Origin of the sequence: Bacteroides congonensis, from assembly GCF_900130125.1 — a bacterium.
In the GTDB taxonomy this organism is placed as follows: Bacteria; Bacteroidota; Bacteroidia; order Bacteroidales; family Bacteroidaceae; genus Bacteroides; species Bacteroides congonensis.
The window spans coordinates 129,950-143,160 of sequence record NZ_FQXY01000006.1 but is presented as its reverse complement, the minus strand read 5'-3'; the positions used below and the strand labels follow the sequence as shown (position 1 = coordinate 143,160).

At 41.3% G+C, this 13,211-nt stretch carries 8 protein-coding genes; 7 read left to right on the top strand and 1 reads right to left on the bottom strand.

The features are described 5' to 3' along the window. The first annotated feature begins 5 nt into the window (after positions 1-5). From BQ7997_RS00700 to BQ7997_RS00685, 4 genes are all read left to right on the top strand, one after another. Positions 6-2,987: a SusC/RagA family TonB-linked outer membrane protein gene (locus tag BQ7997_RS00700; RefSeq protein ID WP_073342528.1), complete on the top strand. Its 2,982-nt coding sequence runs from the start codon at positions 6-8 to the stop codon at positions 2,985-2,987. A gap of 12 nt (positions 2,988-2,999) precedes the next feature. Continuing rightward, on the top strand, positions 3,000-4,688 hold the full coding sequence (locus BQ7997_RS00695) for a RagB/SusD family nutrient uptake outer membrane protein (protein ID WP_073342525.1): 1,689 nt from the start codon (positions 3,000-3,002) through the stop codon (positions 4,686-4,688). A gap of 16 nt (positions 4,689-4,704) precedes the next feature. Next, positions 4,705-6,825, top strand: a complete 2,121-nt coding sequence (gene hepC / locus BQ7997_RS00690; protein ID WP_073342523.1) for a heparin-sulfate lyase HepC — start codon at positions 4,705-4,707, stop codon at positions 6,823-6,825. Positions 6,826-7,053: 228 nt separating this feature from the next. After that, positions 7,054-9,414: a PDZ domain-containing protein gene (locus BQ7997_RS00685; protein ID WP_073342520.1), complete on the top strand. Its 2,361-nt coding sequence runs from the start codon at positions 7,054-7,056 to the stop codon at positions 9,412-9,414. Positions 9,415-9,447: 33 nt separating this feature from the next. Here the strand turns inward: BQ7997_RS00685 and BQ7997_RS00680 are convergent, their stop codons facing one another. Continuing rightward, positions 9,448-10,899 carry a glycoside hydrolase family 10-like protein gene (locus BQ7997_RS00680; RefSeq protein WP_073342517.1) on the bottom strand — a complete coding sequence of 484 codons (1,452 nt, stop codon included), beginning with the start codon at positions 10,897-10,899 and terminating at the stop codon, positions 9,448-9,450. 108 nt (positions 10,900-11,007) lie between these two features. Here BQ7997_RS00680 and BQ7997_RS00675 point away from each other — a divergent pair, with 108 nt between their 5' ends. Genes BQ7997_RS00675 through BQ7997_RS00665 form a run of 3 tightly spaced genes read left to right on the top strand, consistent with a single transcriptional unit; the run spans position 11,008 to position 13,155 of the window. Further along, the gene (locus BQ7997_RS00675) at positions 11,008-12,438 is read left to right on the top strand and encodes a carbon starvation CstA family protein (protein WP_073342515.1); all 1,431 of its coding nucleotides are present in this window, start codon (positions 11,008-11,010) and stop codon (positions 12,436-12,438) included. Then, positions 12,435-12,665, top strand: a complete 231-nt coding sequence (locus BQ7997_RS00670) for a hypothetical protein (RefSeq protein ID WP_022138347.1) — start codon at positions 12,435-12,437, stop codon at positions 12,663-12,665. Before BQ7997_RS00675 ends, BQ7997_RS00670 begins: the two co-directional genes overlap by 4 nt. A 4-nt stretch (positions 12,666-12,669) precedes the next feature. After that, positions 12,670-13,155 carry an outer membrane beta-barrel protein gene (locus BQ7997_RS00665; RefSeq protein WP_073342512.1) on the top strand — a complete coding sequence of 162 codons (486 nt, stop codon included), beginning with the start codon at positions 12,670-12,672 and terminating at the stop codon, positions 13,153-13,155. Positions 13,156-13,211: the final 56 nt, after the last annotated feature.

The following is a 13,211-nucleotide window of genomic DNA, read 5'->3' as shown; positions in this document are numbered from 1 at the left end:
TGATTATGAATAAATTATTATTTACGATAGGCATGTTATTCATCTCTTCGGTAAGTCTGGTGGCGCAAGAGATGATGAATGGCATTGTGAAAGATGGCTCCGGTAAACCTCTTTCGGGTGTAAAGGTATCAAAGGTAGGAGAATTCAAAAATAACAATGTCACTGATGAAGACGGTTTGTTTTCACTCCTGTTGAAGAAAGGTGATTATATAGAACTGAATTATGCAGATGTAGCAACCAAGCGGATTAAAATCACAGGGGATACCCTGAATTTGGTGTTTGATATCAAGAAAGACGCGGTTGTTGATTTGGGATTTCTAAAGCGGACAGAAGACACCCAAACCCAGTCTGTGACTGCTATTTATGCTGACTTGCTGGAAAAGAACGCGACTTCTCCCGACCGGGTGAATAATGCGCTTTTCGGATTGATATCAGGGCTTCATCTGACTCAAACGGTGGGTTGGGATGCTAATGCCGGCATGAATATACGTGGTCGTGGTGGTTTGGGTAGCGGAGTTCCCTTGGTGTTGGTGGATGGATTTGAACGGGGACTGACTAATATGACAATAGAAGAAATAGAGTCCGTCCAAGTCTTGAAAGATGGTGCCGCTACGGCTTTGATGGGTGCCAGAGGGGCTAATGGAGTAATCTTGGTGAATACAAAAAGGGGTATTTATAATTCGTTTGATGTGGATGTGAACTATCGTCATGGTTTTGATTTTCCTGTCAACCGGCCGGAAATGGCGGATGCTTATACATATGCTATGGCGCAGAACGAAGCGCTGTATTATGATGGTTTGCCGTTACAATACACGAAAAGGGACTTGGAACGGTTTAAGGATGGTACGAATCCGAATTATTATCCGAACGTCAACTGGTATGAAGAGGGTACGAGGAATTTCAGCGAAAACAATCAGTTTAATGTAATGATGCGTGGTGGCGGAAAAAGAGTACGGTATATGGCGTTGTTGGATTATAAGAATAAGTTTGGTTTGTTGAATGAAGATTATACTCACTATTCGGATCGTTATAATTCTCAGATACGGACTTATGAGTTAGGACTGCGTATGAATTTGGATGTGGATATCACTTCCAGCACCCGAATGAAGTTTGGCTTATATGGCATTATTGGGGAAGATAAGCGACCGAATACGGATATTAATACCATCTTCCAGAATTTTTATAAAGTACCTGCCGCTGCATTTCCGGTGAAGACGCTGAATAATAATTGGGGGAGTAATACGCTTTTTAAGATGAATCCGATTGCAGCTATTGCAGATGTGGGATATGTACAGGAAAATCGTCGTATGTTGGAAACAGATATGCGGATTACTCAAGATTTCTCTATGTTCCTGAAGGGGTTGAGTGCGGAAGTGGCTGTCGCTTATGATAATACTGCCACTTTTCAGGATATAGGTAGTAAGACCTATAAGTATGAAGTCGGTTATCTGTCGGAAGAGGGACTCCCTGTAAGTGAGACTTATGGTACGGATAGCAAGGTGCAGATAACCAAGTCTGTATTGTCTGCCCAATTGATACGTGCCAGTGTTGAGGCTAAATTGAATTATGACTATACATCCGGTAAGCATCAGTTGTCGGCTTCGGCTGTCTATCGGCAGGATATGAAAGAGCCGTTGGAAAATAACGCCTCTTACTATCGGCAGAATGTAATGGGATTTGTCGGTTATAATTATGACAACCGTTATATGGTAGATGTTGTCGGTAATTATTATGGTACAAGTGTTCTGTTGAAAGGTGATAAGTTCCGTTTCTATCCGGCTGTTTCTGCCGGTTGGAATCTGGCTAACGAAGATTTCCTGAAAGGGGCTTCTAACTTGGACTTGTTGAAACTTCGGGCTTCTTGGGGACGTTCTGCGGTAGATGAACTTGATTATGGATTGGGGAATTATTTCTGGACAGGGGGTACAGGATATCCTTTCGGAGATGGTATGACAGTAGTCAATGGTTTGAAAGAACAAAGGTTACCTGTATATGGCTTGAATCTGGAGACTGCAGACAAATATAATGTGGGAATAGACTTGCGTTTATGGAAGAACTTCACGGCAACGGCGGAGGTGTACTATGACCATCGTACTAATATTTTAGTTGCTAATAATAATGTGTCCGGCATATTAGGCATCGACCCGCCGAAAGCCTGCATAGGTGAAGTAAAGAGCCGTGGTGTAGAATTGAGTTTGGGATGGACTGGACAACATAAGGAGTTCAATTATTTTGTAAATGCGAATTGGGCATTGAATGATAGTGAGATTGTTGAAAACGGACAGGCCTATCAGCCTTACGACTATTTATATACACGCGGACATAAAGTGGGACAATTGTTCGGATTGGAAGCCGTCGGTTATTTCCGTGATGAAGAGGATATTGCCAAGAGCCCGGAACAAACATTTTCGGTGGTTCGTCCGGGAGATGTGAAATATAAAGACCAGAATGGAGATGGAAGGATAGATAGTGAGGATAGGGTAGCAATCGGCAAGTCTACGACGGTGCCCGAAATGGTGTTCGGCTTGAATCTGGGCTTCGAATATAAAGGCTTTGGAATAGATATGGTCTTTAATGGAGTGAGTGGGCTGACCAAACAATTGAATGTGGCAAATGTACATCAGCCCTTACGTAATGGCAATACCAATATCGCGACTTGGTATTTGAAAGATAAGATTCGTTGGACGGAAGCTATGAAAGATGTTGCCAACGTACCTCGTCTTTCTACATTATCGAATGAAAATAATTATCAGACTAGTACACAATGGATTGAAGATGGCTCATTCTTGAAATTACGTAATCTGAATGTCTATTATAATCTGCCGCAGAAATGGGTAAAAAAGATAAAATTGGATAAACTTCAGATTTATGCTAAGGCTCAGAATGTATTTTCTATAGATAAGATTGATTATTTCAATTGTGAAGATCTGACATTGGGGTATCCGGATTTATTCTCTGTATGTCTGGGTCTGAATATTAACTTTTAAATAAAGATAGTTATGCGAAATATAAAGAACTATGTAGTGGCGGCTTTCGCTCTGTTTTTATTGGATGGATGTGATTTTCTCGATTACGATGAAACTAGCGGAAAAACCAAGGAAGAAGCCTACAGCTATTTTAATAATATGAACTCATCGGTAGCTTATATATATGGCTTCTTGCCGACTGATTTTGGGAGGGTGAGTGATGCGATGATGGAATCTGCTACCGATAATTCTGTCTATACTTGGGAGAATAATAGTATCTATTATATAACCAATGGTATTTGGAGTCCTCTAAAATGTGTCGATGATGGCTGGAGTTTCTGGAACGGAATTCGTAGCGCCAATTTATTCCTTGAAAATTTTGATCCGAAAGTGCTTGAACGTTTTCAGTATAATGAAGATTATGATGAAATGATAGACAAGGCTTCTAAATTTTCTTTGGAAGTCCGTTTCTTGCGTGCGTTTTATTTATTCGAACTGGCTAAACGCTATGGGGATATTCCTTTGATAACACGTACTTATACGCAGGAAGAGATTAATTCTGTACGAAAGACTTCATTTGCGGATGTGATAGATTTCATAGCAAAGGAATGTACAGAGATAACCCGGGAAGGAGGACTGCCGGAAGATGGTGTCAGAGGCGAGACAGGCAGGGTGACCAAAGGTGCGGCACTGGCTTTAAAATCAAGGGCTTTACTGTATGCGGCAAGTGATTTGCATAATCCTGCTCATGACTTGACAAAGTGGGAAGCGGCAGCTAAAGCAGCTTATGAGGTCATCGGTATGAATAAATATCAATTGCCGAAAGTCTCGGCCGACCCCTTGTATTCGGATTTAGGGGGTAATGAGGTTTTGAAATCCAAGCAGTTGATTTTTGAGCGTCGTGCCATTGCAACCACGAATGATTTTGAGTCACGCAATGAACCGATGGGATATGAAGGGGCAGAAGGTGGAAATACTCCTACACAGAATCTGGTGGACGCTTATGAAATGAAGGACGGAACTCCGTTTGACTGGAATAATCCGACGCATGTAGCAAATATGTATTATGATACTGCCAATAAAGAAACTCGTGACCCTCGTTTATACAAAAACGTACTGACCAATGGCTCGATATGGCAGAAGCAAAAGGTGGAGACTTTTGAAGGCGGTAAAAACAAGACATTGGATGGTTCTACGAAAACTGGATATTATCTGCGTAAATATATGAATCCGTCCGTATCACTCGATCCGAATAAACCGAATAAACTGTATCATCACTATGTCTTGTTCCGTTATGCCGAGATATTGTTGAATTATGCAGAAGCTATGAATGAGTGGAAAGGCCCGGATGCTACGGCAGAAGGATGCCCGTTGACGGCACGCGAAGCCTTGAATCAGGTTCGTGATTGTGCTGATATGAAACATGTGACTGAAAATGGAGCGGACTTTACAGCAAAGGTTCGCAATGAACGCCGCATTGAGCTGGCTTTTGAGGGACATCGCTTTTATGATATTCGCCGTTGGAAGATAGCGGGGTTGGATGAAGTTAGGAATATCTATGGGGTAAAGATAAAAAAGAACGGGACTTCTCTGTCTTATGAAAAGGTCTTGTTGCAGCAAATGCATTGGGAGGATAAGATGTATTTGTTCCCATATCCCCAAAATGAAATTTATATGAATGCCGATTTGGGGCAAAACCCGGGATGGAGTAATGGTAATTAATTCAAATTGAATCAGTATGAATACAAAAATATTTAGTTTATTATTTTTGCTGGGTGTGCTCATGACTGCCTGCAATGATGATAAGATTATTTTCTTTGAGAATCATGTCAAGGAAGAGGATAATGGCGGAAGTGAAACATCAGTTCCAAGACTGTTTGAAGTAATCAATCTTGATTATCCCGGTTTGGAGCAAGTGAAAGCATATTGTGAAAAGAAAGATTATAACTCCGCCACTTCGACATTGTTGGAATACTATCGCAACAGGGAGGACGTGATTAATCCTAATCTTAAGAATCTGACGTCTATTGGTGATTTCAATAAAAATATTGCTGACCAGGCTTTAGAATATCGTTTTTATGTAAAAGATAAATACGAGTCAAAAGATGCAGCAGGAAAAGAAACGTACGTCCTGTTTAAACAAGAAGATGGAATAAACTGGAATTATGTCCCTGATAAGTTTAAGGGAGATGCTGAATTTGTTTATCAGTTGCATCGTCACCAGTGGATGATATATCAGGCAGAGGCATATTCGGTTACTCATGATGAGAAATATGTCAAATCATGGATAGAGGTTTATGGTGATTGGTTGAAAACGTTTCCTTGCCCTGAAGGGAAAGTCGATAAAAGCAAAAATGTGGAATGGTATGGACTTCAACCGGCTCATCGAATACAGGCACAGCTTGATATGATGCCTTATTTTATTCAATCGGAGAATTTTACTCCTGAATGGCTTTCTACATTCTTAGTCGCACTTTCGGACGGGGTGGAATGTATTCGTAAGAATTATTATAAAGAAACTAATATTCTTATTACTCAGGTGGAGAGTGTTCTTTCTGCAGGAATATTAATGCCGGAATTTAAGAAAGCAGGCGAATGGTTGAATGAAGGTACAGAGAAAATCACTGAGCAGGTAGAATCACAATTCCTGGACGATGGAGTACATGTAGAATTGACCCCGGGCTATCATATAGAGGCTGTTTATGCTTGCAATAAGCTTTATAATATGGCACAAGTCAACAATAAAGTAGGGTATTTCCCGAGCAATTATGTCAGCTTGTTAAAGAAAGCCGCCCGCTTCGTAATGGATATTACATATCCCGATTATTCTTTTGATAATTTTAATGATACAGGTGCCAGTTCATGGACTAAAAGTGTACTGTTAGGTAATTTCCGTAGATATATGGCTATGTTCCCTGATGATAAGGAGATAGAATGGATGGCAACTGAAGGGAGACAGGGAAAGCGACCGGAAGAATTAATCCAGCTCTATAAGGATGGAGGTTATTATATGTTGCGTAACAAATGGGCGCCGGATGCAACAATGATGGTTTTGAAAAATAACAATAATCCTAAGAATTATGTGCACTGTCAGCCGGATAACGGAACCTTTAGTTTATATCGTGACGGACGTAATTTCTTGCCGGATGCAGGTTTCTTTACTTATGGAGGAGATAAAGAAAGTGATAATTTGCGTAAACAATATCGGGCAACAACCATGCATAATACAATGACCAAAAATGCGGCTACTATAGCAGATGGTTATATGAACGGAAAATTCTTGCTGCAAGAAAGCAAAGATAATATTGATGTGCTTGTAACGGAAAATAAGTCTTATGGTGACTTGACACACCGTCGTGCTGTATTCTTTGTAAACAAGACATTTTTTGTTTTGGTGGATGAGGGGTATGATGTGGGCAAAACTACTCCTACGGTTGATGTGACTTTTAATTTGGGTTATGCGAGTGATGTTGTTATTGATGACGATAATGCAAACTTCCAATATGGCGCTTATACAAAATTTAAAGATAATAATAATATGTATTTTAAGACTTTTGTTGAAACAACTACTGGATATGCTTATAAATGGAACACTAATTACTCGTCTAGTAAACAGAATGAAAAAACACTTCAACGCAAATGGTATCGGGTGAGTATAACCAAACCGATGGGAGGTGCAGCACGTTTTATTACGGTAATCTATCCGTTTACGAATGAGTCTGAACGTGCAAACTTGAATATTAGTGCTAAATTTACAGATAATACAGGTGCAACTCCCGGCACATTCCATGCTGATGGTGCTTCTGTAGAAGTTTTCGCAGGTGGTACAAAGTACGATTTATCTTATAAATTAAAATAGTTTTTTTATTTTGATGTATCATAGGTAAAAGTTTGGATATAGAGATGAATTTGTAATTTGGCTCTTTTTTCAGGTAACTGAAATGGTATGGGATTGATTATTTTTTGATGTAATCCCATATCATTTCTTTTATGGTACGTAAAGTTATTAAAATTTCATTTTTTGTTAGTTAAGTATTTTATTTAGCCTATCTTTGCCCATACAGATAGCTCCAATAATCATATCATTATGAAAACACGAAGAATAAAAACAATCCTTCTTTTTTTATCAACAATGCCATTTATAGGCATTTATGCCCAATCGATATATTACGTTTCTCCTCATGCATCATCTGGTGGAGATGGCAGTCAGGCAACTCCTTTTCATGTCATTCATGAAGCAGTGGAAAAAGCTCGAAAGGATAAGAACTGCACTACTATTTATTTGAGGGAAGGGAAATATATATTAGATAGCCCCTTGGTGCTGACCTCTGCTGATGGAAATGATTCGAAAGAATTAATAATAAAGAATTATCCAGGTGAGAAAGCTATAATATCAAGCGGAATTACCTTGGACTTGAAATGGGAAAAGTACAAAAATGGTATCATGCGGGCTGCGGTGAAAGGGAATCCGGTTATGGATATGCTTATCGTAAACGGAGATTTGAGGTCTATGGCACGTTATCCTGATTATGATAAAACTGCTGTTCGTTTTAATGGTACATCTGCTTTGGCAACAGCACCGGAACGAGTGAAAAAATGGAAGAATCCGGAAGGAGGTTACCTTCATGCTATGCATAGTCATGATTGGGGTGATTTTCATTATCGCATTACAGGTAAGAATGAAAAGGGAGAGTTGCAACTGGAAGGCGGTTGGCAGAACAACCGTCCTATGGGAATCCATCGTGAAAACAGGATGGTAGAGAATATCTTTGAAGAACTGGATGCTCCGGGAGAATGGTACTATGATAAAAAAGAAGGCTGGTTGTATTATTATCCTTTGCCCGATGAAAATATAAACGAACTGACGTTTGAAACTCCTCAACTTAAAAACTTGATTGAATTGGCGGGCACTTCATCCTATCCGGTGAAGAACATAACCATTGAAGGAATAGAACTGACGCAAACGATACGGACATTTATGGAACCTTACGAGCCCTTGCTCCGTTCGGACTGGACGATATACCGGGGAGGAGCCATTATTTTCAGGGGAACGGAAAAATGTGCCTTGCGTGATTGCTATGTCCATCATGTCGGAGGAAACGGTGTCTTTTTTGATAAATATAACCGTTATTCGGCAGTGACCGGTTCTTTCCTGACTTCTATTGGAGCCAGTGCCATCTGCTTTGTTGGAGATGTGGCGGGAGTTCGTTCACCAAGTTTTAGGTACGGGGGATTTGTTCCTTTGGATAAAATAGATACTACTAAAGGTCCTCAGAATGACAATCATCCTGCTTATTGTGAGGTTTATGATAATTTGATATGTACTATCGGTTTGTTTGAAAAGCAGATTACAGGAGTGGAACTTTCCATGTGCCGTAACATTACAGTTAGTCATAATAGTATTTACGATACTCCCCGTGCTGGGATTAACATCAGCGAAGGTACTTGGGGCGGACATATTATCGAATATAACGATATTTTTAACACCGTAAAAGAAACGGGTGACCATGGAACTATCAACTCTTGGGGACGTGACCGTTTTTGGCATCCGAATTATAATGTAATGACGCAAATTACGGATGAAAATCCAGCATTGATTTTGGCAGATGTAGTCGAACCTATCATTATCCGTCATAATCGGTTGCGTTGTGATAGAGGATGGGATATAGATTTGGATGATGGCTCCAGTAATTATCAAATATACAATAATCTTTGTTTGAATGGTGGTATTAAACTGCGTGAAGGTTTTTATCGGACTGTTGAAAATAATATTATCATTAATAATACGCTTCACCCGCATTTGTGGTTTAAAAATAGCGGAGATGTTTTTTCACGTAATATTGTAATGACCAAATATAAACCTATAAGAGTGTATGGCTGGGGCAGGGAAGTAGACTATAATATCTTTACAGACAGTTTGTCGTATCTTGCGGCTCGCCAACTTGGTGGAGATGCTTATTCTATAGTAGCTGCAATCAGGTTTATAGATACTGCGAAAGGTGATTTTAATGTAGCAGACGATTCTGAAGCGATAATTAAAGGAGGTTTCCGTAATTTTCCAATGAATAATTTCGGAGTGTTGTCTTCTCGTTTGAAACAGCTGGCTGAAAGGCCTGTTATGCCCGTTCCGCTTGTGGCAGGTCATATTACGGATACTAAGACGATGCTTTGGAAAGGGGTAACGTTTAAGAATCTGGATACATTGGAAGAACGCTCCGCTACCGGTATGGACACGGAACGGGGAGTTTATGTCGTTTCAGTAGATGCCCTAGGTAGTCCGGTCAGAGATTTTATTGCTCCGAATGACGCTATTCTTAGTGTAAATGGAAAGCTTGTCAATAATTTAACTGACATGAAAGAGGCGTTGAAACATGCGGATACACGCAAAAAGGTAGAGCTTGTTATCTTTAGAAATCAAAAGGAACATAAAACTGTTATTCCTCTTTGATTTTATATATGTCTTTACTTGATACTGTTAGTATCACTTTTGTACCGCTACACTCTCATTTCCATAACGGTCTACGGCTGTAACAGCGAAATGCTTTTTCGCATTCCAAGGTAGGATAGGGGCATAGATATAACTTGTCTCCCTGATATTCTGCGCTACGATATTTTCTGGTCGGCTGGTGTCTACCGGATACTCATTGGAAGCGTAAATCACATACATCGGATTATTATGCGGATCATTATCAGTAGCAGCCTGCCACTTTAATTCTGTATATCCATGGTCGATATCAGTTACTTTCAGTTCGGTTGGAGTTGTGGGCGGCACATTATCCAACCAGGGCATTGGTGGCTGTAAAGCCGGATATGCATAGAAGTTTTCGGCTAATTCATCATAAATACCTTGTGTATTTTCCATGAGATACTTTACCCGGTAGTGTGCTTCACCCGCCAGTTTATGACTGCGGATGAAATTCATCTGACGGTCTATCTCGTCACGCGTCCATTTTCCTTCGTCGGGATGAAGGAAATAAATGCCGAGCCCCGGAATCACCTGTCGTCCATTACTCTGTTCTTGCCAGTCGAGGGCAAAAGGATAGAAACTATTCCCTTGGAAATACATCATCGGATATATCTGATCCATGATGCCTTCTCCGAGCCATCCTTGCGGGTCTTGATAAACGGTATGAAAAGCATTCCACCCACGGGAAGGGTAACGTGAAGTATCACGATATTTTCCTACCGGGCTGGCACTTAGCTTCACCCACGGTTTCATCGCTTTTACACCCTTATATATATAGCGTACGATTTCTGAAATATTATCCCGTCGCCACTGTTCTACTGTACGACCTTTGCCATATCGGCGGAAGTCGTACTTGTCGGGAAAGAGAGGAGCATTCTCGGGATAACGCAGGTAATCGAAATGCACTCCGTCAATATCATAGCGGCTTACGACTTCCCGCACCAGTTTCATCAGATACTCTTTAGTTCCCGGATGTCCAGGATTCAGGAAATATTCATTCTTATACGGTACGCAAATATCTTTCATCCGCTTGGTGACGGACTGGCTGCCGAGAGAAGCAACGTGTTTCCTGTTTCCTAGCGGAATAGTCACCATCCAGGCATGGCACTCCATGCCCCGCTTGTGACATTCCTCAATGGCAAAGGCGAGCGGGTCATATCCGGGATTTCCGCCGGATTTCCCTGTCAGGATAGAGTTGAAAGGTTCGATAGACGAGGGATATAGCACATCCCCGCGTGTACGTGTCTGAAACAGGACGGTATTGAAGTTAGCAGCTTTCAGTTTATCGAGAATATCTACGAGTTCTTCCTTCTGTTTGCGGATACTTTGCGGACTTACAGCACGTGTACGAGGCCAGTCGAGACCATATAAAGCTGTGAGCCATGCGGCACGGACTTCATACTTGGGCTGTGCAGCCATCGGGAGTAAAGGAAACAAAAGTGAAAGAATGAAAATAGATAGGCGCATATTCTTTATTTTTTGTTTTAAATCCCTGCAAAGTTAGTAAAAGTGTCGGTATTGTTGGGCTATTTCGTGAGATTATGTTACATTTGCCAAGCTAAAAAACGACACACTATGATTACATTTACTCTATGCCTGCTTGCATTGATAGTAGGCTATTTTACGTATGGACGCCTGATGGAGCGCGTCTTTGGTCCGGATGACCGTAAAACACCGGCACTAACCAAGGCTGATGGAGTGGACTATATCCCTTTACCAACCTGGAAGATTTTCATGATTCAATTCCTTAATATTGCAGGATTAGGCCCGATTTTCGGGGCAATTATGGGAGCGAAATTCGGAACATCTTCTTATTTATGGATAGTATTGGGAAGTATTTTTGCAGGTGCGGTACACGATTATTTTGCCGGAATGCTTTCTTTGCGTAATGGCGGTGAAAGTTTGCCTGAAATCATCGGCCGTTATTTAGGGCTTACAACGAAACAGATAATGAGGGGATTTACCGTTATCCTGATGATTTTGGTAGGTTCGGTGTTTGTGGCCGGCCCTGCCGGACTGCTGGCCAAACTTACACCGGAAAGTCTGGATGCCACGTTTTGGATTATCGTTGTGTTTGCCTATTATATTTTGGCAACTTTATTGCCTGTAGATAAAATCATTGGTAAAATCTATCCGCTGTTTGCGGTGGCGCTACTGTTTATGGCAGTAGGTATCCTGGTGATGCTTTACGTTCATCATCCTGCCTTGCCGGAACTGTGGGATGGGTTACAAAATACAAATCCCGAAGCGAGCGAGCTTCCTATTTTCCCGATTATGTTTGTGAGTATTGCTTGCGGGGCAATTTCCGGTTTCCACGCTACGCAAAGTCCTTTGATGGCACGTTGCATGACTTCGGAACGTCACGGTCGCCCGGTGTTCTACGGTGCGATGATTACCGAAGGTATTGTCGCCCTTATTTGGGCTGCCGCCGCTACTTACTTCTTCCATGAGAACGGGATGGGAGAGAGTAATGCTTCGGTTATAGTGGATGCCATTACAAAAGAATGGCTCGGAACAGTTGGCGGAGTGCTCGCTATCTTGGGAGTGATTGCCGCACCAATTACTTCGGGAGATACGGCTTTCCGTTCCGCCCGTCTGATTGTGGCGGATTTCCTGGGACTGGAACAAAAAAGTATGCGTCGTCGTTTATACATCTGCATTCCGATGTTCGTAGTTGCTATCGGTCTGCTTTTGTATAGCTTACGTGATGCGAACGGATTTAATATGATATGGCGTTATTTCGCTTGGGCTAACCAGACGTTGGCTGTGTTTACCCTATGGGCTATAACAGTATTTTTAGCGGTATCCAAGAAACCTTATATCATTACTTTGATACCGGCATTGTTTATGACAAGTGTATGTTCTACTTATATATGTATTGCTCCTGAAGGCTTGGGACTTTCGCACGTAATTTCTTATAGCGTTGGTATAGCGTGTGTGGTGATTGCGGCAGTTTGGTTCTACGTCTGGCTGGGCAAACAGAAAACAAGAAAATTATCAGAATGAAGAAAATAAAGAAATCGACGGGAGTTGCGCTTGCATTCCTTATTTATGTATCAGTAACTGCGGCTTATTTGTTGCCGCGTAACACTGAAGTTGGTCTGACAGAGAAAATACTGACGGTGGCCGTATCTTATGTCATTGTCTTCCTCCTCTGGTTGGTACTCCGGAAAAAGGAACAAATGCGTGAACGCCGCAAAAAAGACGAACAATCTATTCACTTAAAAAAGTAAGTTTATGAAGAAATTAGCTTTGGCTCTTTGCTTATTGGCAGTCTCTCTCACTGCACAGGCACAATTTGAGAAAGGAACTACGATTATTAATCCTTCATTGTCGGGATTGGACTTTTCGTATAGTAAAAATGATAAAGCAAAATTTGGCCTTGGTGCACAAGTCGGTACGTTCTTTGCCGAAGGTATTGCCTTGATGGTAAATGCCGGAGCCGACTGGTCGAAACCGGTAGACGAGTACACATTGGGTACGGGAGTACGTTTCTACTTTAACAAAACTGGTATTTATCTGGGTGGCGGACTTGACTGGAACCGTTTCCGTTGGAGTGGCGGCAAGCATCAGACAGACTGGGGATTGGGTATCGAAGCCGGATATGCTTATTTCCTCTCCCGTACAGTGACTATCGAACCTGCCGTTTATTATAAATGGCGTTTCAACGACGGTGATATGTCACGTTTCGGTGTTAAGATAGGATTCGGATTTTACTTGTAAGAGAGAAACCTGATAGAATACAAAATAATAAGCCCTTGTAGAAGCTATATTTCCAC

Bases quoted from the DNA above. Each gene is read 5' to 3' on its own strand.
- BQ7997_RS00680 (WP_073342517.1), bottom strand. From the start codon at position 10,899: ATGCGCCTATCTATTTTCATTCTTTCACTTTTGTTTCCTTTACTCCCG.
- hepC (WP_073342523.1), top strand. From the start codon at position 4,705: ATGAATACAAAAATATTTAGTTTATTATTTTTGCTGGGTGTGCTCATG.
- BQ7997_RS00685 (WP_073342520.1), top strand. From the start codon at position 7,054: ATGAAAACACGAAGAATAAAAACAATCCTTCTTTTTTTATCAACAATG.
- BQ7997_RS00670 (WP_022138347.1), top strand. From the start codon at position 12,435: ATGAAGAAAATAAAGAAATCGACGGGAGTTGCGCTTGCATTCCTTATT.
- BQ7997_RS00700 (WP_073342528.1), top strand. From the start codon at position 6: ATGAATAAATTATTATTTACGATAGGCATGTTATTCATCTCTTCGGTA.
- BQ7997_RS00665 (WP_073342512.1), top strand. From the start codon at position 12,670: ATGAAGAAATTAGCTTTGGCTCTTTGCTTATTGGCAGTCTCTCTCACT.
- BQ7997_RS00695 (WP_073342525.1), top strand. From the start codon at position 3,000: ATGCGAAATATAAAGAACTATGTAGTGGCGGCTTTCGCTCTGTTTTTA.
- BQ7997_RS00675 (WP_073342515.1), top strand. From the start codon at position 11,008: ATGATTACATTTACTCTATGCCTGCTTGCATTGATAGTAGGCTATTTT.